Origin of the sequence: Sphingomonas canadensis, assembly GCF_026013525.1 — a bacterium.
GTDB classification, from domain to species: Bacteria; Pseudomonadota; Alphaproteobacteria; order Sphingomonadales; family Sphingomonadaceae; genus Sphingomonas; species Sphingomonas canadensis.
In genome coordinates this window covers 64,402-86,998 of record NZ_JAPDRA010000012.1, presented here as the reverse complement: position 1 = coordinate 86,998, position 22,597 = coordinate 64,402, and the positions used below count along the sequence as shown (strand labels likewise).

Here is a 22,597-nt window from a genome sequence, read left to right as displayed (position 1 = left end):
AGGCGATCGGCTGCGGGTGCCGCTATCCCTCGCAGGCGAAGCGGGCGGCCAGGGTGGCGCGGATGGCGTCGTCGATGGGTACCGCCTTGCGGGCGGCAAGGTCGAAGCGCACCGTCTTGCCGGTCATCGTCGCGTGAAGCCGCCCGTCGCGGCGCGCGGCGATACGAAGTTCCGTGTCGATCGAGCTGCGGCCGATGCGCAGGACGCGGCCCGTTACCCGCAACAGCGCGCCCGACGATATCTCCGCGTGATAGGCGATCTCCTGCCGCACATCCGCCCAGCCAAGGCCCGCGGCGGCGTCCTCTTCGGGCGCAGGGGCGAACTCGGCCATGAGCTGGTAGCTCGCGTCCTCGAACAGCACGGCATAGTGGCGCGTCGCCAGATGTCCCATCGCGTCGCAGAGCCAGGGATGGACCACCGCCAGCCCCACCTCGGCGGACGCCTGGCCAGCTTCCGCCGTATCGCTCGCCGCCTCGACCATATTCTCGACTCCTATCTGATATCTCAGATAGTGCGTTAGCCGGTACTCAAACGGCCGGCAAGCGCCGCACAGGACGATGTCCCAGCCGCAAAGGCCGCCCTGCCCCGCGCCTAGCCAAACAGCGCCGCGCGGATGCTGTCGCAGGCCTCCAGGATGTCGCCGCGAATCGCGGCGGCGGCGGCATCGGCATCGCGCCGGTGGATCGCGCGCACCGCTTCGCGGTGATGGCCGCGCGCCGCCGAATGATCGTAGGAAGGCTCGGCCGTCGCGAGCAGCGGCCCCATGCGCAGCCACAGCACCTCGATAAGCTGGACCAGCACCGGATTGTGCGAGGCGTGATAGACGGCGAAGTGGAAGGCGTGGTTCGCCGCCACCGAGTCCGATGGATTGGTGCCCAGCGCGTCGAGGTAGCGGTCCGCGGCATCGTCTATCGCCCGCAGGTCGCGCGCGTCGGCGTTGCGCGCCGCCTCTGCCGCCGCGAAACCCTCCAGCTCCACGCGGACGCGCTGGAGACCCGCGAAACCCTCCGGATCGATCGGCGGGGTGAAGAAGGCGCTCTTCTGCCGCGCCTCCAGCACATCGTTCGCCTCCAACTGCTTCAGCGCGTCGCGCACGGGGGCCGGGCTGACCCCCAGCGAGTCCGCGATCGCGCGGATCGACAGCCGGTCCCCCGCGGAGATGCGGCCGGCCATCAGCGCGCGGCGCAGAGCGCGATAGATCTGCTGGCCGATCGGCACGTCCAGGCTGGGATCGATCGCGCCCAGCACCGGCGGGTCCAGCCGCGCGCGGGCGCGGCGCCGCGGGGGAGAAGTCTCGTCGTTCATCGCAAGACCGCTACCACCGCCGTCCCCGCGTTCAAGGCCGCCCTCCGGCGCCGCGACCGCGGCTCACCGGTGTTCCTCGAACCAGCCGATGATCTGCGCCACCTTTGCCGCGAAATGGCTGGGGAAGGCGCGCAGGCCGTGGTTCTCCATCGGATAGCGGATGAACACGCTTTCGACGCCGTGATAGCGAAGCGCCGCATAATATTGTTCGGATTCGGAAATCGGCGTGCGGTAATCCGCCTCGCCGGTCATCACCAGCGTCGGCGTCTTCACGCGATCGGCCATCCGCAGCATCGATTGCTCGCGATAGCGCGCCTGATCGTTCCATGGCGTCGAATGGAAGAAGCCGTTGAAGATCAGCGGCATGATGTCCGACGTCAGCGCCTGGCTCTGCCAATCGACCACCGGATAGAGGACGGCCGCCGCGCGGAACCGGTCGGTACGCTGCGTCAGCCAGGCGGTCAGCGTGCCGCCACCCGATCCGCCGGTGACATAAAGCCGCGCGGGATCGATGAAGCCGCGCGCGATCACCGCATCCACGCCACTCATCAGATCGTCATATTCGTCGCCCGGGAAGCGATCCGTGATCAGGTTGACGAAGCGCTGGCCATAGCCCGTGCTGCCGCGCGGGTTGGTGTAGACCACTACATAGCCGGCCCCCGCCATGATCTGCTTCTCGATATCGAAGCGCGCGCCATAGCCGGCATCGGGGCCGCCGTGAATCTCAAGGATCATCGGATATTTGCGTGAAGGATCGAAACCGGGGGGATAGAGGATCCAGCCCTCCATCGGCAGCCCGCCCGCGCTGGAGGTGTAGCGGAATTCCTCCAGCCGCGCGATCGCGCGCGATCCGAGCAGCGTATCGTTGAGCGTGGTCACCCTGCGCGCCGCCCTGCCCGGCCCGCCGGCGGCGATGTTGCCGGTAGAGGTGGCGTCGCTGACCTGCATCGCATAGCTGCCGTCGCGGGCCAGCGAATAGCTGGGCACCGCGCTGTAGGCGGTGTGCGCCATGCCCAGGCCGGATGCGATCACCGCACGGCCGCCGTTCAGATCGAACCGCGCCAGATAGTTCATGCCGCCATCGGCGTAGATGGCGTAGACGTGGCGGCTGTCCGCCGACCAGGCGGGCATTCCCACGTCCCGGTCCAAATCCTTGCTGAGAACGCGGATTTCGCCGGTGCGGCGGTTCAGCACGGAGAGCTGCGATCCGCCATGGAACTCGCCCTTGTCCAGATATCCGGTGAACGCGATCCACTGGCCGTCGGGCGATACCGCGGGCGATCCTTCCGGCCCGTTGCGATCGAGGATCTTGGTCATCGCGCCGCTGGCGATATCAAGCTGATAGAGCCCGCTGTCGAAGAACTTGCCGCGCACGAACTCCAGGTCGCTGTGGGTGTTCACCTCGACGATCAGCGCCTTGCCGTCGGGGGTCCAGTCATAGAAGCCGGGGCCGACCGGCGGGGCGCCGTAATCGTGCCGGTCGCTGGTCAGCCGCCGCGCCGCGCCGCCGTCTGCGGAGACGAGGAAGAGCTGGCGCTTGCCGCTTGGCAGATAGCCGATGCCGTCGGCGCGGTAATAGGAACGATCGATCACCCGCGGCGCGGGCTTCCATTCCGCGCCGGGCGGCGCCGAGGGCGGCGTTCCCACCTGGCGCGGCGGATCGGGCACCAGCGTGGCGAAGGCGATCTGCTTGCCGTCGGGCGACCAGGTGATGCTGTCCGGCGCGCCGGGCAGGTTGGCGATCTCCACCTCCCTGTCGTCGGCGATCCAGCGGACGACCAGCTTCGGCGCGCCGTCGCGCACCGCCATGAACACGATCCGGGTGCCGTCCGGCGACCAGCGCGCGGGGCTCACCGTCGCGCCCGGCTGGGTCAGCGGGCGGGCGTTGCCGCCGTCCGCGCCGATGATCCAGAGCTGCGCCCGCCGCGCGTCCTTGGCCATGTCATAGCCGGCGCGGAGATAGACGATCCGCTTGCCGTCCGGCGAAATCTGGGGATCGACCGCATCCTCCAGCGCGAACACGTCCATCGGCGCAAGCGGCGGCTTGGCGGCGGGCGCTTCAGGCTGCGCGGGAACCGCGGCCGGAGCCACGGGCGGCGGGGCCGCGGGCGCCTGGGCACCGGCGGGAACGGCGGCGAGCGCGCATGCGACGGCAGTCGCCAGAATCATCGATCGGAACGTCACAAATCCTCCCCCAAGAACGTCATTGAATCTGGCTGAACCGCCCGGGCGTAGCGCCGTGATGGCGCCGGAACGCGCGCGAGAAGCTGGCCTGATCGGAATAGCCGGTACGCTGCGCCACCAGCGCGATCGCCTGCCCCTGTTCCAGCAGGTCGCGGGCCATCCGCATCCGCTGCGTCAGGCAATATTGCAGGACCGAGGTGCCGAACTGGCTGCGGAAGCCGAGCGCCAGCTTGCGCCGGTTCAGCCCCACCATCCGGCCGATCTCGGCCAGCGTGGGCGGATTCTCGAACTGGGCGTCGAGCAGCTCGCGGGCCGCCTCCAGCCGCCCTTGGTCGCGCGCGGTGAGCCGCTGTTCGGTCCAGCTATCGCCGCCGTCGCCGCGCAGGCGATCGAGCGCCAGGCACATCAGCTCGACGGTCTTGGCCTCCAGATAGGCGCGGCGGACCGCGCCCTCGAACCGGCAGGCGAGCATCGAATCGAGTACCGGCAGCATCTCGCCCGACAGGCCCAGCACGGTGGAGCCGCTCGCCATCCGCCAGCCGCGGAACGCCTGGTCGGCCTCCGCCAGCCCGCCGTGTCCGCCGAACAGCCGCTCGGCCGTCTCCGCGCCCACGAACGGGGTCACGGTGCGCCAGCGCGAGGAGGCCATCAGCACCGAATGCTCGTTATGCCCGGCGGGCGGCGGGCCGAAGCGGAAGCCGGGACGGCGCACCAGCACCGGATCGTGCCGAGCCGACGCGCGCTCGATCGAGCGCCCCTCGAGGCGGAACTGATAGAAGCTCACCTCTTCATGGACGAATTCATAGTCGAAATCGCGCGTGAACCCGAGATCGGAGATCACCACGCCGAAATCGCTACCGAAGAAGTGGATCTCCTGCTGCCCGCTCATCGGCAGATCCTCGGACGGGGCGAGCGTGAGCGTCAGCGTGCGATCGGCGGCAACGGGTTGCGGGAGCGCGGGAACGTCCCGGCCCGGCGGGCGCTCCAGCGTCCGCTCGAGCGTGCGCATCCCATAGCAGCGATAGCGGCCCGGATCGTCGTCGACCCGGGAAAACCCGTCCCCCTGCCCCGCAATGTCCTCCCGATCGAGCATGCAGCGACCCCGCAATCCGCCGGAAAATCGCGAGATGCCCCGTCGGCGCCCCTGACATCCGGCATTATCTGATCTAGCAGTAAGATACGTGCTTCCGGATTCGAATCCAGCGCAAAATCATTTCCGGCGCCTGTCCGGACAGGCGTCCGGGCGGGTTTTGGAGGGCCGGCGGGAGTGGGAGAGCCGTGGCGGCGGCGCAATTGAGTAACGCGATGTCAAAAATCAGTAACGCTCGGCAATCGCTTTCGGCGCGCGGACACGCTGCACTGCAACGATGCCATTGGGCCGGGAACGCTTCCCGGCGGGCACGGAGAGCGGGATCGTGCGAATTGGACGCCGCGACATGCTGACTGCGCTGGGGACCGCGGGCGCGCTGCTGCCCGCCGCGGCCTCGCCCGCCGCAGCGGCCTCCCCGGAGCGCCGCTCGCGGGGCGCGGACTTCGGGCCGAAGCAGCGCGCGAGCGGATCGCGGGGACTGGCGATCACCGGCCATGCGGAATCTACCCGGATCGCGGTGGAGGTGCTGCGCCAGGGCGGCAACGCCTGCGACGCGCTGCTCGCCGCTTCGCTGGCGCAGACGGTGCTCCAGCCGCACCTGACCACGGTGACCGGCTGTTTCTCACTGCTCTATCGCGATGCTGCGACGGGCCGGTCCGAGTATCTCAACGCCAATGTCAACGCGCCACTGGCTCCGCTGACCGGTTTCGGCCCCGCAGACGTGTTCGGCGGGCGCGGCGTTGCCGTGCCGGGTTTCTGGGCGGGGATCGAGGCCGCGCACCAGGCCTATTCCAGCATGCCGCTGGCCCGGCTGATCGCCCCGGCGATCGCGCTGGCACGCGACGGCGTGGAATGCGAACCGTTCTTCTGGGGCGAGCTGTTCGCGGCGCAGGTGGCGATCGGCGCCAATCCCGCCGGCCGCCGCATCTTCATGCCCGCACGCGCGCTGCCCCCGCCGGGCGGCACCGTGCGCCAGCCCGAGGCGGCCGATCTGCTCGAACGGCTGCGGGACGAGGGCAGCCGCTATTTCTATCACGGCAGCTTCGCCGAACGCTTCTGCGCGATCGTGCGCCAGGCCGGCGGCGTGCTGACGCCAGAGGATTTCGCCCGCTATGCCGTGCGCCGCGAGGAGCCGGTGCGCGGCACCTATCGCGGCCTCGACGTGGTGGCCGCCGCGCCGCCGGACATGGGCGGGCTCCACCTGATCGAGACGCTCAACATCGCCGAGCAGATCGACATCGCCCGCCTCGGCCCGGCGAGCGAATCTCCCGAAGTGCTGGTCCATCTGATGCGCGCGGTGCGCGAGGTGATGACCGCCGGTGCCGCCTATGGCGATCCGCGCTACGTTCCGCTCGACCGCGAGCGCATCCTTTCCAAGGCGTTCGCGCGCGAACGGATGCAGGCCCAGGCCCCCGCCCAGGCCGCACCCGTGGCGCCCCCGGGGAGCTGTCACCTGACCGTGGTGGACCGGCACGGCAATATCGCAACCGCGCTGCATTCCACGCTGTCGCTGCCCTGGGTCAACGGGCTGTTCATCGACGGCGTCAGCATCTGCGGCGCGGCCAACCACTTCCTGCGCACCATGCCGCCGCCGGGCGCGCGCGTATCGGTGATGATCTGCCCCAGCCTGATCCTGCGCGAGGGGCGGCCGCTGATCGCCTGCGGATCGCCCAGCACCAGCCTGATCGCGACGCTGGCGCAGAACATCACCAACATCGTCGATTGCGGCATGGACATCGCCGAGAGCGTCCGGCGCGCCACCTTCGGCGGACTGGCCGACGCGGACGGCCGCATGACGATCGAGGCGGATATCGGCGACGCGCTGCTCGCCGCCGTCGCCGGTGCCGGAATCCAGGCCGAGAAGCTCAATCCATGGAGCTTCCGCAACGGATCGTTCGAGGGGATTTTCTTCGACCCCCATGGAACTGCCCATGCCTGCGGGGATCCCCGCCGGACGTCGGTGGCCATGGCGGTCTGATTCAGGGGGAACAACAATGGCACACACAACAGGACGGGTTGCGCGGATGCGGTGGTTCCTGGCGGCGGGCGGCGCCTGCGCGGCGATGGCGTTCGGCCCGGCGCCGGCATGGGCGCAGGAAACGGAGCAGGCGGACGCGCCGACCGTGGGCGAGATCGTGGTGACCGCGCGCAAGGAGAAGGAAAATCTCCAGAACGTGCCGATCTCGATCACCGCCTTCGACAGTGCCGCGATCGAGGACCGCGCGCTGCGCGACGTTCAGGACATCGCCTACAGCGTGCCCAACCTGAACATCAGCCGCCTGACCACGCTCAGCACCCAGGTGAGCATCCGCGGCATCAGCTCCGCCGACAGCGCGCCGGGATTCGAGACCGGCGTCGCGGTGATCCTGGACGATGTCTACATCGGCCGGGCCGCGGGCTTCAGCACCAGCCTGCTCGATATCGAGCGGATCGAGGTGCTGCGCGGGCCGCAGGGCACGCTGCAGGGACGCAACGTGCTGGGCGGATCGATCAACCTCACCACCACCCGCCCCTCCGACGATTTCTTCGCCAAGGGGCGCGTGTCGTTCGGCAATTATGACGAGCTGGTCGCCAGCGGCGTGGTGAGCGGGCCGATCGTGCCCGGCCGGCTTGCCGCCAAGCTGGCGGTCGAGCGTCAATCGCGCGACGGCTATGCCCGCAACGTCGATCTGGACAAGCCGCTCGACACCAAGGATTCCTGGGCCGGGCGCGCGCAGATCGCCTTCACGCCCAGCGACGCGCTGACGATCCTCGTCACCGGTGACTATACCCACTACAACAACCACGATTTCCATAATGATTACAGCGCGCCGGACCCGGTGAACGTGCTGCCCGAACTGCTCGACCGGCGCGTGGGCGGCGACGTGTGGAACTATGGCTGGCGCGAGGTCTATGGTGCCGCGCTCAACGTCTATTACGACTTCGGAAACGGCATGCGCCTCGCCTCGGTGTCGAGCGTGCGCGGCTATAGCGTGGTGGACGTGCAGGAAGCCGATCCGGTGACCAACTTCGGCGTGGCGGGCGCGGGCACGTTCATCGCCACCGCGCGCAACGACCAGAGCCAGGACCAGATCTCGCAGGAGCTGCGGTTGCATTCGGCGCAGGGCGGGGCCTTCACCTGGCTGGCCGGCCTCTATTATTATCACGAGGTACTGCGGAACTATCAGAACTTCCTCGCAGGGTTCAACCTGGGCACCGTGATCGCCGGATCGAGCTCGATCGACGATTCGCGCACCGGGACGGACAGCTATGCCGCGTTCGGATCCTTCACCTATCGCTTCGACGACCGGTTCAGCCTGACCGGCGGCCTGCGCTATACGATCAACGACCGCAACGTGCGCGTGCAGGAGCTGCTGGGGATCGATGGCACCGATCCGTTGCTGGGCACCTATGTGAACCCGATCACGCTCGCCGATCCGGCGCCCAAGGCCTATCTGGCGACCGTCGATCTGGGCACCACGCGCAACAGCATCAGCGACAAGGTGGTCTCCGGCGACCTGACCTTCGCGCAGCAGTGGACGCCCGATGTCTCGACCTATCTGAAGTATGCGCGCGGCTTCAAGGGCGGCGGGTTCAACGCCAGCTTCAACTCGGGCTTCTCGGGCGGGCTGGTGAAGCCCGAATATATCGACGCCTATGAGGCCGGGCTGCGCAGCGAACTGTTCAACCGCCGCGTGCGCTTCAACGTCACCGGCTTCTACATGAAGCAGCGCGACCAGCAGGTGCTGCAGTTCGACGAGGTCAACTTCCGCTACGTCACCCGCAACGAGCCGGGGGTGCGGACCTTCGGCGGCGAGCTGGAGCTGACGGTCGCCGTGGCGCAGCCGCTCACCTGGTCGTTCACCGCCGGCCTGGTCGACGCCAAGGTGACCGCGGGGCCGAACAAGGGACTGAAATCGCCCTATACCTCGCCGGTGTCCTTCACCACGGCGCTCAGCTTCGACCAGCCGGTGAGCGAGGGCGTGCGCGTCTTCGCCTTCGGCGAGGCAAGCTGGCGCGATCGTTACGCACTTTCCGCCACGCCGGGGCCGCTGGGGCATCAGGAGGCCTATTGGTGGCTCACCGCGCGCGCCGGGTTCAAGGCGGCGGACGATAGCTGGGCGATCGGCCTCTATGGCCGCAACCTGCTCAACGAGACCGTGGTATCCTCGATGAGCCATGTGCCGGGGCTGTTCAACGTCGGCTTCATCCAGGAACCGCGCACCTATGGCGTAGAGGCGCGGTTCGCATTCTGACCATGCGGACGGCGCGGTTTCCGGCCCAGGGGCAGAGCGAGGCGGAGGTCGAGAGCGGCCTCCGCCTGATGCGCGCGCGCGATCGCGATGCGTTCGCGGGCATCCGCTTCGCACGCCGGTTCCACGCCGGAGACGATATCGCCGAGCTCGCCGCCCGGACGTGCGCGCTGTTCGCGGGCGCCGGCCGGGCGTCGCACTATCCCGGCCTCCCCGCGCTCCCCAGCATGGCGCGCATCCAGGCGGATCTGGAGGCGTGGTCGCTGGAGCTGGTGCGGGCTCCGGCGGGCGCGGTGGCGCTGCTTACCTCGGGCGGGACCGAGAGCGCGATCCTGGCGCTGCGCGAGGCATGGATCGCGCGGCGGAAGGCGCTGCCGCCCGGCAGCGTGGGAGAGGTGATTGCCGCCGCAACCGCCCATCCGTGCATCGACAAGGCGGCCGAGCTGCTGGGGCTGCGGCTGATCCGCGTGCCCGCCCGGCCGGATCACCGCGCCGATCCGGCGGCGATGGCCGCCGCCACGGGGCCGGCCACGGTGATGCTCTATGCCTCCGCGCCCGCCTACGCCAACGGACTGTGCGACGACGTGCCGGCGATCGCGACGATCGCGCGCGCGCACGGCGTCCGGCTGCATGTGGACGGCAGCATGGGCGCGCTCCTCGCCCCGTTCCAGCGGATGAACGGCGATGAGGTGCCCGATTTCGATCTCTCGGTGCCCGGCGTCGCCTCGATCTCCGGCGACTGGCACAAACATGGCTATGCGGCGAAAGGCGCCGCGGTGCTGGTGCTGCGCGATGGGCCTGCGACGCCGTTCGCCTATGCGGAGCACCCGCTGCCGCCGATGATCACCGATACGCTGGCGGGCACCGCGCCGGGGGCGCCGCTGGCCTCCGCCTGGGCGGTCGCCACGCGATTGGGGGCCGCCGGATATTGCGCGCTCGCCGCCGCGCTGGGGGAGACGCGGACGGCCTTTGCGGCGGCGATCGCGCGTGTGCCGGGATTCGCGGTGCTGGGCGACCCGCGGTTCAGCCTGATGCTCGTCACCTCGAACCGGCACGATATGGCCGCGGTGCATGCCGCCATGGCCCGTTCGGGCTGGTTCACGCTCCTCTCGCACGCTCCTGCGGGGCTCCACCTCAACCTGAACCCGGGCGATGCGGCGCTGGCGGCGGATTTCGCCCGCGACCTGCAATCGGCCGCAAGGACTGCCGCGTGAACCACACCGAATCCGCGATCCGCGCCGTGGCGCTGGCCTATTACGAAGCGATGGTATCGGGCGACGGCCCGGCGCTGCGCCGGTTGTTCGATCCCTCGGCCCATTTCCACGGCCTGCGCGACGGCGCCGAGGTGCGGCGCGGCCTGGACGCCTTCGTCGCGATGGTCGAGGAGCCCGCGCCCGATGGCCCGCGCTCGGTCTCGGTCGATCTGGTCGATCACAGCGGGCCGGTGGCCACGGTACGGGTCACCGACCTGTTCCGCGGGCGGCGCTACACCGATTATCTGCTGCTCGCCGATCCCGGGAGCGGCTGGAAGATCGTCGCCAAGCTGTTCCACGCCCATGCGCCGGAGAGCGCCGATGCTTGATCGCCGCGCGCTGCTGCGCCACGCAATGATCGGGGCGGCCGCCGGCGGGGCGCTCGCCCCGGCGCCGTCGCGCGCCGAAGGGGGCTCCGGCGATGGCGCGGAACGGCTGGTGACGATCCCGGGCACCGACAGCTTCGACATCGCGCCCGCGGACGGCGGAAAGCCCTACCGCATCTCCGTCGCGCTGCCGGGCGCGGGGCCGGAGCCATTTGGCGTGGCGGTGCTGCTGGACCCGCACCTGCTGTTCGGGCTGGCGACCGACCTTAGCCGCGCGCTCGCCGCTTCCGGTGCGATCCCGCCGCTGATCCTGGTGGGCATCGGCTATCCAGCCCAGGATATCGCCGAGATCGTCCTGCGCCGGACGCTCGACTTCACCTTCGAGCCCGACGCGCCGCACGAGGCGCTGATCCGCCAGCTCATGGGGCCGGAGCGTGAGGTGCGCTCGGGCGGCGGCGCCCGGTTCCTGGAGTTCATCGCGCGCGAGCTGCTCCCTGGCGTCGCGCGCCGCTATCCGGCGGATATCGCGGCCCCGATGCTGATCGGGCATTCGCTGGGCGGGCTCTTCGGACTGGGCGCGCTGTTCAGCGGCGCCTCCCCATTCGCGCGCTACGCGCTCAGCAGCCCGCCAGTGCTCTGGGCGCAGGAAGCGATCCTGCGCACCGAGGCGCGCCATGCGGCTGCGCATCGCGACCTGCCCGCGCGGCTGTTCCTGGGCGCGGGCGGCGAGGAGACCAGCCTGGCGCGCGTGCTGGGCCTGCCGCCGGAGATGAAGGAGACCGAGCGCGCCTTCTCCGCCGCGTTCGGCGATCCCGATCCGGTCGCTCAGCTCCGGCGCCTGCATCGGGCGCTTTCCGGCCGCGGCTATCCGGGGCTGCGCTCCAGCCTCCACATCTTCGACGGCGAAAGCCACGCCTCCGTCCCCGCGCCGGCGCTCGCGCGAGCGCTGCCCACCCTGTTCGCGAAGTGAACGCCAGATCATGGAAGGACCCCGCCCGATGAAGCTCAAGCGCCCCGCCCTGCTCGCCGCACTGCTGGCGTGCGCCGCGATCCAGCCGGCATATGCCGACACGCTGATCCACGCCGGGCGCGTGATCGACGGCGTCAGCGATACGGTGCGCACCCGCGCCACCATCGTGGTGAAGGACGGCCGCATCCTGCGCATCGACGACGGCTTCACCGTCCCCGGCAAGGACGATGAGGTGATCGATCTGAGCACCAGCACGGTGATGCCCGGGCTGTTCGACATGCACACGCATCTGGTGGCGGACGGCACCTCGGCCTTCACCGACGGCTTTACGATGGGGCCGGCGGACCTGGTGCTGAAGGCCGAGGTGAACGCGCGGGTGACGCTGCTGGCGGGCTTCACCGCGGTCCGCGACCTGGGCGACAGCTACAATGTCACGGTGGCGCTGAAGAAGGCGGTGGAAGGCGGCAAGATCGTCGGCCCGCACATCTTCACCGCCACCGCCGCGCTCTCCTCGACCGGGGGGCATGGCGATCCCACCAACGGGCTGGCGCCCGCGCTGCGCTTCGAGACCGGACCCAAGGACGGCGTCGTCGACAGCCCCGAGGACGCCGTGAAGGCGGTGCGCGAACGCTACAAGGACGGCGCGGACGTCATCAAGGTGATGGCCACCGGCGGCGTGATGAGCATGGAGCGCGATGCCCATGGCGCCCAGATGACCCAGGCCGAGCTCAACGCGATCGTCTCCACCGCGCGCGATTACGGCATGCCCGTCGCGGCGCATGCCCATGGCACCGACGGCATCCTGCGCGCCGTCCGCGCGGGCGTGGGCAGCATCGAGCACGGCACCTATCTCGACGACGAGACGATCCGGCTGATGAAGGAGAAGGGCACCTTCCTGGTGCCCACGCTGATGGCCGGCGAATGGATCACGGAAAAGGCGAAGATCGACGGCGCCCTGCCCCCGGTGATACGCCCCAAGGCCGCGCAGATCGGCCCGCTGATGTCCGCCAACTTCACCCGCGCCCTGAAGGCCGGGGTGAAGATCATGTTCGGCACCGACAGCGGCGTATCCGCCCATGGCGACAATGCGCATGAGTTCGAACTGATGGTGCAGGCGGGGATGCGGCCGATGGACGCGATCCGCTCCGCGACATCGGTCGCCGCCGGGTTCCTGAACGTCGGCGATCGCTACGGCAGCGTCGCCGTGGGCAAGCAGGCGGACCTGATCGCGGTGCCCGGCGATCCCATCGCCGACATCGGCCAGATGCGCCGCGTCAGCTTCGTGATGCTGGGCGGCAAGATCGTGAAGGGCGGCAAGTGAGCGCGGAGCGGCTGCACGGCCATATCGGCCGGTTCCAGATGTTCGCGATGGGGTTCGGCCCGATCATCGGATCGGCCTGGGTCGTCATCCTGGGCCATTGGCTGATCGGCGGCGGGCCGGGCGGCGCGATTCTGGGCTTCGCGGCGGGCGCGCTGATCATGCTCAGCATCGCCGCCTGCTATGCCGAGCTGACCACGCGCACGCTGATGACCGGGGGCGAGTTCATCTTCACGCTCCACGTCTATGGCCGCACCACGGCCTTTCTGGTCGGCTGGTTCATGATGCTGTGCTGGGTATGCGTCACGATCTTCGAGGCGCTGGCGCTCGCCTGGTTCGCCGAACTGCTGGTGCCCGCGCTGCGCCAGCCGCCGCTGTTCACGGCATTCGGCAGCGCGGTGACGCTGCCGCAGATCGCGGTGGGTGCTGCCGGCGCGCTGCTGATCTTCATGGTCAACTATGGCGGCGAGCGGGTGATCGCCCGGTTCCAGAGCCTGGTGACCTATGGATTCCTGGCGCTCGCCTCGCTGCTGTTGCTGTATATGCTAGGCAACGGGACGCCCGCGAACCTTCAGCCGCTGTTCCCCAGCGATTCCGAAACGCGCTGGTGGGCGGGCGCGGCGGCGATCTTTGCCAACGCGGCCTTCCTGTTCAACGGGTTCCAGGCGATCAGCCAGGTTGTGGAGGAGCGCGCGCCCGGGCTGCCGCTGAAGACCATCGGCCGGGTGATGCTGATCACGATCGCCGCGGCCGGCGCCTATTACTGCCTCACGATCCTGGCGGTATCCATGGTGGCCCCGTGGCGCGAGACGGCGCATGCCGAGATGGCGACGCTGGCCGCGACGGAAAAGCTGCCGGGCGGCGCGGTGCTGGGATCGGTGCTGCTGCTGCTGGTGATGGCATCGCTGATCAAGACCTGGAACAGCGTGTTCGTGATGGCGATCCGCACGCTGGTGGCGCTGGGGCGCGAGCGGATGGTGCCCGAATGGCTGGCCGAGACCGACGGCACGAGCGGGACGCCGCGCCGCGCGGTTGCGTTCGTGACGCTGCTGAGCATCGCGGGCCTGCTGCTGGGCCGCGGCGCGATCGGCCCGGTGGTGGATATGAGCGCGGCGAGCATGACGCTGTGCTATGTCCTGTGCTGCCTCGCGGTACCGATCCTGCGGCGGCGCGACGGCGATGTCGCGGCCTATCGCGTCCCTGGCGGCCATGCCACCATCGCGGTGGCGGTGCTGGGATCGCTGATGATGATGGGCGTGGCGCTGATCGGCCCGCTGGTGGGCGCCACCAGCCTGCCGCTGATCCATGTACTGCTGCTCATCTGGCTGGCGCTGGGCGTGGTGTTCTGGATGGTGCAACGGCGCCGGATCGCGGCTGCGGACTGAGCCATGACCGATGTGATTGTCGTCGGCGCCGGCATCATCGGCGCGTCCTGCGCGCTCGCGCTGGCCCGGCGCGGCCATGACGTGCTGGTGATCGACCGGCTGGCGGGTGCGGGATACGGCTCCACCTCCGCTTCCTCGGCGGTGATCCGCTCCTATTATTCGACCATCCCGGCGACCGCGCTCGCCTATGAAAGCCAGTTCCACTGGGAGGATTGGCCCGATTTCGTCGAGGCCCGGCCCGCCGAGCATCTGGCGCGATACGTCCGTTGCGGCTGCCTGTTGTTCGAGACCGCCGAGAATGCGCGGCTGGCCGGGCCGCGGCGCATCCTAGACGCGGTGGGCGTCCGCTACGACCGGTGGGACGCGGAGACGCTGACGCGCGCGTTGCCCGGCATGGCCCTCGATTCCTATGCGCCGCCGCGGCGCATCGACGACACCGCCTTCGGCATGCCGAACGGCCGCGCGATCGAGGGTGCGCTGTTTTTCCCGGAGGCCGGATATGTCGACGATCCGCTGGCCGCCGCCCGCAACCTGGCCGCCGCCGCCGAGGCGCGTGGCGCCCGTTTCCGCTACAAGGCGGAGATCGCCGCGATCCGCACCGCCGGCGGACGCATCCAGGGCGTGACGCTGGCGGACGGGGAACGGATCGACGCGCCGCTGCTGGTCAACGCGGCCGGCCCGCATTCGGGCGCGATCAACGCGCTGGCCGGGGCAGGACGCGACATGAGCGTGGTTATCCGCCCGATGGCGACCGAGGTGGTCCACACCCCCGCCCCGGCCGGCTTCCTGGCGCGGCCGATGGTGATGGCGGACGAGGATACCGGCGTCTATTACCGGCCGGAGACCGGCGCCAAGCTGCTGATCGGATCGATCGAGCCGGCCTGCGATCCGCTGTTGTGGACCAGCGCGGACGGACCTGAGCCCGCGTTGACCGAGCAATCGACCAACCAGCTATGGCGCGCGGCGCTGCGCTTTCCGGATCTGCCCATCGCGGCGCGGGCACAGGGCTATGCCGCGCTCTACGACGTCGCGTCGGACTGGACGCCGGTGTACGATCGCGCCGATGTGGACGGCATGTTCCTGGCGATCGGCACCAGCGGCAACCAGTTCAAGAACGCGCCGATGGCGGGCGAGATCGTCGCCGCGCTGGTGGCCCACCATGGCGATGGCGCCGAACGCCCCGCCCCGCCGCCGTTCCGCCTGCCGCGGATCGGCCAGGCGCTGGACCTGGGCGCCTTCGCGCGCCGACGCGCGGTGCTCCCCGGCGGCGGATCGGTGATGGGCTGATCGAGCGGGGCGCTGCCTCAGCCGAGCCAGCGCCCGACCGCAGCGACGAAGCGCGGCACATCCTCCAGCCGCAGCCCGGCCACGTTGATGCGTGCATCGCCGGCCATGTAGATGCCATGCTCCTCGCGCAGCGCCGTCACCGCAGCGGCGCTGACCGGCAGCAGCGAGAACATGCCCGTCTGCTCGGCCAGCGCCGCCAGCCTGGGTTCCGTCGCGGCCACCGCGCGGCGCAGGCCCGCGATGCGATCGCGCATTCCCGCCAGCTCCGCCTCCCAGCTCGCGCGGAGCAGCGGATCGGACAGCACCAGCCGCACCACCGCGGCGCCATGATCGGGCGGCATCGACCAGAAGGTCCGCGCCAGCGACAGCATGTTGGAACGCGCCCGTGCCAGCGCGTCGCCATCGGTGGCCTGGACCCACAGCGCGCCCACGCGATCGCGGTACATGCCGAAATTCTTGTCGCAGCTATAGGCGACCAGCGCCTCGGGCGCCGCTTCCAGCAGGATGCGCAGCCCCGCCGCATCCTCCTCCAGCCCGTGCGCCAGCCCCTGATAGGCCAGGTCGACGAACGGGATCAGCCCGCGCTCGCGCACAAAGGCGGCGATCCGCAGCCAGTCCGCCGCATGCACGGTGGCGCCGCTGGGATTGTGGCCGCAGCCGTGCAGCAACAACGCATCCCCGGGCCGCGCCTGTGCCAGACCGGCGAGCATTGCGTCGATCTCCAGCCGCTGGCTGACCTGGTCGAAGAAACGGTGCCGGCGGACGGTGAGCTGCGCCGCCGCGGCGGTGGGCACGTGATTGGCCCAGCTCGGCTCGCCGATCCAGATCGCCATGTCCGGCCGCGCGCGCGCCAGCAGATCCATCCCCAGCCGCAGCGCGCCCGTGCCGCCCGGGGTCTGCACCCCCGTCCGCAGCGGATTGGCGGCGTCCGCGCCGAACACGATCGGCTCCAGCAGCGCCACGAAGCCGCGGTCCCCGTCCGCACCAAGATAGGATTTGCTGTCCTGGCGCGCGAGCAACAGCTCCTCGGCATGTTTCACCGCGTCGAGGACCGGGGTGGCGCCGCCGTCGTCGCGGAACACGCCGACGCCCAGGTCGATCTTGTCCGGGCGCGGATCGGCGCGGAACATGCCGATCAACGCCAGCAGCGGATCGGCGGGCTGCTGCGGCAAGCCGTCCAGGACGGGGGCGGCGATCAATGCGGTTTCGGCCATCGGGTCAATCCAGTTGGGTTTGTACGTGGAGCACCGACACCATCGACCGCATCTTCTCGGCAATGATCTCGGCGCGGTGCGGGTCGATTCCGTCGATCGCGATACCGATGCTCAGCATGTCGCCCTCGCGTCGAGCGATCACCGAGTCCGGCACCCGGTCCTGCTGTGCGAGCAGCCCGAGCAGCCGGTTGAGCAATTGCGGACAGGCGTCGCCCGCGATCTCGAAGCGCGCGGCGGCCATGGCGTCAGGCAGGCGGCGCGCCAGCCAGACTGTAGGCCGGAGCGGCGGCGATCAGCGCGGCGGCGAGCCGGTCCGCGGCGCGGCCGGGGGCGATGCCCTCCTCCGCCGCGCGATCGAACACCTCGCCCAGCCGCGCGCCGATCGCGTCGACCCGCTCCGCCACCTGGGCGAGCGGCCAGCCCAGATATTCGGCGGCGACGTTGATGATCCCACCCGCGTTGGCGACATAATCGGGCGCGTAGAGGATGCCGCGCTCCATCAGCCGGTCGCCGTGCGCGGCGGTGGCGAGCTGGTTGTTGGCCGCCCCGCACACGACGCGCGCCTTCAGCCGGTCCAGCGCCGCATCGCCGATCGCGCCGCCCAGCGCGCAGGGCGCGAAGATATCGGCGTCGGCGTCCAGGATCGCGGCGGGATCGACCACAGCCGCGCCGAACATCTCCGCCGCGCGTGCTGCGGCCTCCGCATTCGGATCGGCGACGATCAGCTGGGCGCCCGCCGCGTCCAGCAGCGCGCAGAGCGCGAAGCCGACATGGCCCAGACCCTGCACCGCCACCACCATATCCTCCAACGGCCGGCCGAGCCCCCGCTCCGCCGCCACGCGCATCGCGGAGAAGACGCCCCGCGCCGTCCAGGGCGAAGGATCGCCCCCCGCCCGGCCCGGCACCTGCGTCAGGCCCGCCACATGGCGCGTCATGGTGGCGACATGGGTCATGTCTTCGACTCCGGTGCCCACGTCCTCGGCGGTCACATAGGCGCCGTCGAGCGCCCGCACCGCGCGGCCGAAGGCGGCGAACAGCGCCGCCCGGTCGAAGCTGCCCCGGGGCCGGCTGATCACCGCCTTGCCCCCGCCCAGCGGCAGGCCCGCAAGCGCGTTCTTGTAGCTCATGCCCCGCGCCAGCCGCTGCGCGTCGGCCAGCACCGCCGCGCCGTCCGCATAGTGCCACAGCCGGCATCCGCCCGCCGCCGGCCCGAGCCGCGTCGAATCGATCACGATCGCGCCCGATAGTCCCGTGGCGGCATCCTCAAGGCGAACGATCCGTTCGGGGGCCGATGGCATTTCCAGCGTCACGTCTTGCTCCAGCACGTCATTGTTCCGTCGAGCGGTGAAATACGCCGTGCGCGGCGAAAGCGCTCACCTACTTCATCGCGATTTCACCGGATTTCCGGTAAAGCTATTCGAGTCCTGACCAGATTCCGGTGAATCATGCCCGATACCCTCGACGCCTACGAACGCCAGATCCTCGCGCTGTTGCAGGAGGACGCCACGCTGACCACCGCCGCGATCGCCGAGCGCGTGAACCTTTCGGCCTCGCCCTGCTGGCGCCGCATCGACCGGCTGGAGCGCGAAGGCTTCATCAAGCGCCGGGTGGCGCTGGTGGACCGGCGCAAGGTGGGGCTGCGCGCGCAGGTTTTCGCGCAGGTGAAGCTCAACGTGCATGACCGCGCCCAGCTCGAGGCGTTCAGCGCGGCGATCCGCGCGATGCCCGAAGTGCTGGAATGCTATGTGCTGATGGGATCGCAGGATTTCATGCTGCGGATCGTCGCGCCGGATATCGAAGCCTATGAGCGCTTCTTCTTCGACAAGCTGTCGGTGCTGCCCGCGGTGCGCGAGATCATCTCCACGGTGGCGCTGTCGGAGATCAAGTCCACCACCGCGCTGCCGCTCTGACCCGGCACTGGCCCGGCTCAGTCCTCCGCGAAGGGGAAGGTCCGGCGATACCAGTCGGCGGTGCCGTTGACGATCTGCTCCATCATCCGCGCCGCGCCCTCGCCATCGTGCCGCTCCAGCGCGCCGCACAGCTCGTCCTGCGCGTGCAGCTCGGCCTCCACATAGGCGCGGGCGTCGGCGCTGTCGGCCTGGCTGTGCTTCATCATCGGGCCGAAGCGCAGCCACACCGCCTCGATCAGCGGCAGCATCTGGCCCATGCCGGATTGGCGATAGATGCCGAAATGGAACTGATAATTGGCCCAGAGCATCGCTTCGGCCTGATCGCCACTGGCCGCGCGCTGGAGCTGTTCCTGCAGCGCGCGCAGTTCGGCAACCAGCCGCGGGTTCATGTTGGCGGTCGCCTTGCGGCAGCAATAGGGCTCCAGCAGCAGCCGGATCTCGATCACCTCGTCGAACTCGGCGCGGGTCAGCGCGGGCACATAAACGCGCCCGCTCGGCAGGTTGACCAGCGCGCCCTCCGCCACCAGCCGCTGCACCGCCTCGCGCACCGGCATGATGCCGGAGCCGAGCTGCTCGGCCAGCAGCTTCACGGTCACGTTCTCGCCGGGCTCGAAGCGGCCGGTGATCAGCGCCTGGCGCAGTTGCGCATAGCTCTGATCCTTCAGGGTGTTGCGCTGGACCGGTGCGAAGCGCGCGCGCGGCGCGGGCGTAGCCATCGAAAATTCCTTCCCTTTCCCCGAAGCTATAGGGGATGACCGGGGTGTCTGTCACTGCCGGGCGCCGGGGATGCACCGGTCAGCCTTCCCACTCGGCGCCGCCGCATACCCCGATGAACTGGCCGGTGATGTGCCGTGCCGCAGGCGAGGCGAGGAACACGGCCAGATCGCCTACCTCCGCCGGATCGATCCAGCAGCGCATCGAGATGAAGCGCAGCATCTCCGCCTCGGTCTCCGCCACGCTGCGCCCATTCTCGTCCGCCATCCGCGCCACCAGTGCGCGACCGCGCGGGTTGTCGATCAGGCCGGGTAGGATCGCGTTGCAGCGGATGTTGTCCGGCCCCAGTTCGCGCGCCAGATTGGCGGTGAAGCCCATCAGCCCCTGTTTCGACGCGACATAGGCGGTGCGCATCGGCATGCCCGTTCGCACCGAGGCGGTGGAGATGTTCACGATCGCGCCGCCGCCCGCGGTCTTCATCGCCGCCACGGCACGGCGGGTGACGTGGAAGGCGCCGGTCAGGTTGACTGCGATCGTGCGTTCCCATTCCACGCCATCGATCTCCTCGATCGATCCGCGCGGGCCGCCGATGCCGGCGTTGTTCACCAGCACGTCGACGCCGCCGATCGCATCGAACATCGCCGCGACCTCGCGCTCGTCCGATACGTCGGCGCGATAGCTCCGCACCATGGGCTCCTCTGCCTCCAGCGCGGCGAGCGCGTCCGCGTCCACATCGCACACATGCACCTCGGCGCCCGCGCGCAGGAACCGCTCCGCGATCGCCCGCCCGATTCCCGATCCGCCGGCCGTCACCAGCACCGACTGGCGCCTGTCATCCATTCGCAAATCCACTCCGATCGTTTGAGGCCGCCCGCCGCGACACCGCGCGCGAGGCAAGGAACAATGCGGCGCATGCCGCCAGAACCACGGGGGTCAGCGCCGCGATCGCCACGGCGATCCCCGGCCGCCCGGCCCCGCCCGCGCCGCTGAGCCAGGCATAGGCGAGCGGCCCGCCGCCGATTCCCACCAGGTTCACCGACAGGAAGAAGCCCGCCATCACCCGCCCGCGCAGCGCCGCCGAGGTGCCCGCGGCGATCACCGCCGGCACCAGCGTCATCAGCGATCCCGAAACCAGCGGCATGCAACCGAACACCGCCGCGCTCGCCACCGGCACGGGCGTCAGCGCGGCAAACGGCACCAGCAGCGCGAGCGGCAGCACCGCCGCCAGCAGCATCAGCCGGATCACATCGCCCCCGCGCGCGATCACCCGCGTGCCTGCCCAGCCCCAGAAGGGGTTGGCCAGCACCCCGCACACCAGCAGCAACAACCCATAGCTGACGCCCACCTGGGTGGGGTTCCAGCCATGCACGCGCTGGAAGAAGGCGGGCACCCAGGCGCCCAGCCCATAGAACATGATGTTGACCATGCACGCGCCCGCCGCGAGCAGCAGCAGATGCGGCGATCCACGCAGGAAGGCGCCCAGACCGCCTCCGCCGTCCAGCGCCCTCGCGGTTGGGCGCGGCGGCTCGGCCCGGCGCAGGATCAGCGCCGCGACGGGAAGGCCCGCGATGCCAAGGCCCAGGAAGATCACCCGCCACGGCGCCAGCCCATGGACCGCCGGCACCAGATTGAGCAGCGGCCCGCCCGCCAGCACCGCCACGCCGCTGCCCAACGCGCCGCCGCCGATGAAGATGCCGACCATCAGCGGCAGCCGCTCCGCCGGAAAGCGCTGGCCCATCAGCGAATAGGCGAGCGGCAGCAGCCCCGCCTCCCCCGCTCCCACGGCCATGCGCGCCACGAACAGCTCGCCGAAGCCGCGCGCCAGCCCGCACGCCGCCGTGGCCACGCTCCACACCAGGATGCACAGCGCGATCAGCCGCAGCCGGTTGCCGCGATCACCCAGCATCCCCAGCGGAACGCCGAGAAGGCTGTAGCAAAGCGCGAAGGCCGGGCCGGAGAGCATGCCCAGCGCGATCTCGTCCAGCACCAGATCGTGGCGGATCGATTCGAGCGCCACCGCCAGGAACTGGCGATCGGCATAGGACAGGACATACGCGCCCGTCAGCACCGCGACCAGCGCATGCGCTTCGCCGCGGGACACCGCCGTACCGTCTGAGATTGCTTGACTTCCCCACATATTGATCAAAGATCATAATTTCAGGAGACGGGCTGTCAATCGCCAAGGAGGGTCAGGTTCGATGCAATGGTTTTCGGAAACCGTGCCGCAATCCGATGCGCTGTTCGCATCGATGGCGCGCGCGGCGGGCGCGGCACAGGCATGGTATCCCCACCCGCTGCCCGATCCGGACGGCCTGGAGATCGGCACCCGCGCCGCCTGGATCGGGCCGGAGGATGCCGTGCGCGTAACCGTGGTGGTTTCCGGCACGCACGGGATTGAGGGCTATGCCGGCGCCGCGATCCAGTCGGCCTGGCTGGAGCGCGCGGGCCGCCACTGGCCGGGGCGCGAGGACGCGCTGCTGATGGTCCACCAGATCAATCCCTGGGGCTGCGCCTGGAACAGGCGCGAGGACCACCAGCACATCGATGTGTTCCGCAACCTGGTCTACGATACCGCGCCGTTCCGCGCGAACCCGCTCTATGACCGCTATGAGGAGGGCATCAATCCGCGCGCCTGGGAAGGGCTGGAGCGCGAACGCGCCGACGCCATCTTCACCGATCTGATCCGCGAACATGGCATGGAAGGCGCGATCACCGCGATCCGGCGCGGCCAGCACGATCACCCGCTGGGCATCACCTATCACGGCGCCGGGGCAAGCTGGTCGCGCGACACGATGGACGCGATCGGCGAGCGCTTCCTGCGCCGCGCGCGCACCGTCGACGTGCTCGATATCCACACCGGCTTCGGCGATTTCGGCCAGGGCATGATCATCTCGTGCGAGACGCCGGGGACGGAGAATGCCCGCTGGGTGGACGAGCGCTTCGGGCCGATGCTCTATCGCTGGGGCCAGGTGGGCATGATCCCGGAGCATCCGCACGGGCCGTATCACCGCTGGGAACGGGTCACCGGCCCGGGCAGCGTCCGCGATTTCGGGCTGGAGTTCGGCACCTATGATATGGGCGAGCGCTTCGACACCTTTCGCGCCAACCATTTCGTCCACACGCGCGGCACGATCGATTCGCCGTTCGGCCGTTCGGTCTCGGCCGCGTTCCGCGAGGGCTATTACCCGGCTTCGGAGGAATGGCGGGCGCGGATCCTGGCGACCGGCCTGGACGTGATCGACCGCAGCATCGGCATTGAAGAAATCGTCCGCAACGGGTGATCGCAGGCGCGGCGGGCCTGCCCGCCATGCCCATTAGCCATTGAAACAAAGGCGATTATTACAGGCAGGAGACCGAAATGCGGCACGTGTATTGATCTTTGATCAAAGATCAGCAACGTTAGACCCGA

At 69.7% G+C, this 22,597-nt stretch carries 20 protein-coding genes; 10 read left to right on the top strand and 10 right to left on the bottom strand.

Going from position 1 to position 22,597, the window contains the following annotated elements; genetic code table 11:
* Positions 1-22: 22 nt before the first annotated feature.
* From OM513_RS18835 to OM513_RS18820, 4 genes are all read right to left on the bottom strand, one after another.
* Positions 23-481: an acyl-CoA thioesterase gene (locus tag OM513_RS18835; protein WP_264946318.1), complete on the bottom strand. Its 459-nt coding sequence runs from the start codon at positions 479-481 to the stop codon at positions 23-25.
* Between the two features lie 110 nt (positions 482-591).
* Complete coding sequence (locus OM513_RS18830; protein WP_264946317.1) at positions 592-1,305, bottom strand: GntR family transcriptional regulator; 714 nt, start codon at positions 1,303-1,305, stop codon at positions 592-594.
* Between the two features lie 63 nt (positions 1,306-1,368).
* The gene (locus OM513_RS18825) at positions 1,369-3,474 is read right to left on the bottom strand and encodes an alpha/beta hydrolase family protein (RefSeq protein WP_264946316.1); all 2,106 of its coding nucleotides are present in this window, start codon (positions 3,472-3,474) and stop codon (positions 1,369-1,371) included.
* Positions 3,475-3,508: 34 nt separating this feature from the next.
* Positions 3,509-4,582, bottom strand: a complete 1,074-nt coding sequence (locus OM513_RS18820; protein ID WP_264946315.1) for a helix-turn-helix transcriptional regulator — start codon at positions 4,580-4,582, stop codon at positions 3,509-3,511.
* A 343-nt stretch (positions 4,583-4,925) separates the two neighbouring features.
* Between OM513_RS18820 and OM513_RS18815 the strand changes: the two genes are divergently transcribed.
* From OM513_RS18815 to OM513_RS18780, 8 genes are read left to right on the top strand one after another with little or no spacing between them, the layout of a single operon-like run.
* Positions 4,926-6,557 (top strand): gamma-glutamyltransferase, encoded by a 1,632-nt coding sequence (locus OM513_RS18815; protein ID WP_264946314.1) that lies wholly within the window; start codon positions 4,926-4,928, stop codon positions 6,555-6,557.
* Positions 6,558-6,603: 46 nt separating this feature from the next.
* Positions 6,604-8,814, top strand: coding sequence for a TonB-dependent receptor (locus OM513_RS18810; RefSeq protein WP_264946313.1), 2,211 nt, complete (start codon positions 6,604-6,606; stop codon positions 8,812-8,814).
* A 2-nt stretch (positions 8,815-8,816) separates the two neighbouring features.
* On the top strand, positions 8,817-10,025 hold the full coding sequence (locus tag OM513_RS18805) for an aminotransferase class V-fold PLP-dependent enzyme (protein ID WP_264946312.1): 1,209 nt from the start codon (positions 8,817-8,819) through the stop codon (positions 10,023-10,025).
* Positions 10,022-10,393: a nuclear transport factor 2 family protein gene (locus OM513_RS18800; RefSeq protein ID WP_264946311.1), complete on the top strand. Its 372-nt coding sequence runs from the start codon at positions 10,022-10,024 to the stop codon at positions 10,391-10,393. The genes OM513_RS18805 and OM513_RS18800 overlap by 4 nt, the downstream gene beginning before the upstream one ends.
* Positions 10,386-11,360: an alpha/beta hydrolase gene (locus OM513_RS18795; RefSeq protein ID WP_264946310.1), complete on the top strand. Its 975-nt coding sequence runs from the start codon at positions 10,386-10,388 to the stop codon at positions 11,358-11,360. The genes OM513_RS18800 and OM513_RS18795 overlap by 8 nt, the downstream gene beginning before the upstream one ends.
* Positions 11,361-11,388: 28 nt before the next feature.
* Positions 11,389-12,681, top strand: a complete 1,293-nt coding sequence (locus OM513_RS18790; RefSeq protein ID WP_264946309.1) for a metal-dependent hydrolase family protein — start codon at positions 11,389-11,391, stop codon at positions 12,679-12,681.
* The gene (locus tag OM513_RS18785; protein WP_264946308.1) at positions 12,678-14,063 is read left to right on the top strand and encodes an APC family permease; all 1,386 of its coding nucleotides are present in this window, start codon (positions 12,678-12,680) and stop codon (positions 14,061-14,063) included. The genes OM513_RS18790 and OM513_RS18785 overlap by 4 nt, the downstream gene beginning before the upstream one ends.
* Positions 14,064-14,066: 3 nt before the next feature.
* Positions 14,067-15,350 (top strand): NAD(P)/FAD-dependent oxidoreductase, encoded by a 1,284-nt coding sequence (locus tag OM513_RS18780; RefSeq protein WP_264946307.1) that lies wholly within the window; start codon positions 14,067-14,069, stop codon positions 15,348-15,350.
* Positions 15,351-15,367: 17 nt separating this feature from the next.
* On the opposite strand, the gene OM513_RS18775 is transcribed toward OM513_RS18780, so the two are convergent.
* Genes OM513_RS18775 through OM513_RS18765 form a run of 3 tightly spaced genes read right to left on the bottom strand, consistent with a single transcriptional unit; the run spans position 15,368 to position 17,862 of the window.
* Positions 15,368-16,564 carry an amino acid aminotransferase gene (locus OM513_RS18775; RefSeq protein WP_264946306.1) on the bottom strand — a complete coding sequence of 399 codons (1,197 nt, stop codon included), beginning with the start codon at positions 16,562-16,564 and terminating at the stop codon, positions 15,368-15,370.
* Between the two features lie 4 nt (positions 16,565-16,568).
* Entirely contained in the window at positions 16,569-16,805 is a 237-nt protein-coding gene (locus tag OM513_RS18770; protein WP_264946305.1) for a hypothetical protein, read from the bottom strand.
* A 4-nt stretch (positions 16,806-16,809) separates the two neighbouring features.
* Positions 16,810-17,862 (bottom strand): Glu/Leu/Phe/Val family dehydrogenase, encoded by a 1,053-nt coding sequence (locus OM513_RS18765; RefSeq protein WP_264946348.1) that lies wholly within the window; start codon positions 17,860-17,862, stop codon positions 16,810-16,812.
* Between the two features lie 147 nt (positions 17,863-18,009).
* Here OM513_RS18765 and OM513_RS18760 point away from each other — a divergent pair, with 147 nt between their 5' ends.
* Entirely contained in the window at positions 18,010-18,474 is a 465-nt protein-coding gene (locus OM513_RS18760; protein ID WP_264946304.1) for an Lrp/AsnC family transcriptional regulator, read from the top strand.
* Positions 18,475-18,491: 17 nt separating this feature from the next.
* Here the strand turns inward: OM513_RS18760 and OM513_RS18755 are convergent, their stop codons facing one another.
* The 3 genes from OM513_RS18755 to OM513_RS18745 all read right to left on the bottom strand — a co-directional run bounded on the left by OM513_RS18755 (position 18,492) and on the right by OM513_RS18745 (position 21,289).
* Complete coding sequence (locus tag OM513_RS18755) at positions 18,492-19,190, bottom strand: GntR family transcriptional regulator (RefSeq protein WP_264946303.1); 699 nt, start codon at positions 19,188-19,190, stop codon at positions 18,492-18,494.
* 79 nt (positions 19,191-19,269) lie between these two features.
* A complete protein-coding gene (locus OM513_RS18750; protein ID WP_264946302.1) occupies positions 19,270-20,028 on the bottom strand; it encodes an SDR family oxidoreductase in 759 nt (252 codons plus the stop codon).
* Positions 20,021-21,289 (bottom strand): MFS transporter, encoded by a 1,269-nt coding sequence (locus OM513_RS18745; protein ID WP_264946301.1) that lies wholly within the window; start codon positions 21,287-21,289, stop codon positions 20,021-20,023. The genes OM513_RS18750 and OM513_RS18745 overlap by 8 nt, the downstream gene beginning before the upstream one ends.
* A gap of 97 nt (positions 21,290-21,386) precedes the next feature.
* Here OM513_RS18745 and OM513_RS18740 point away from each other — a divergent pair, with 97 nt between their 5' ends.
* Entirely contained in the window at positions 21,387-22,469 is a 1,083-nt protein-coding gene (locus tag OM513_RS18740; protein ID WP_264946300.1) for a M14 family metallopeptidase, read from the top strand.
* The last annotated feature ends 128 nt before the right edge of the window (positions 22,470-22,597 follow it).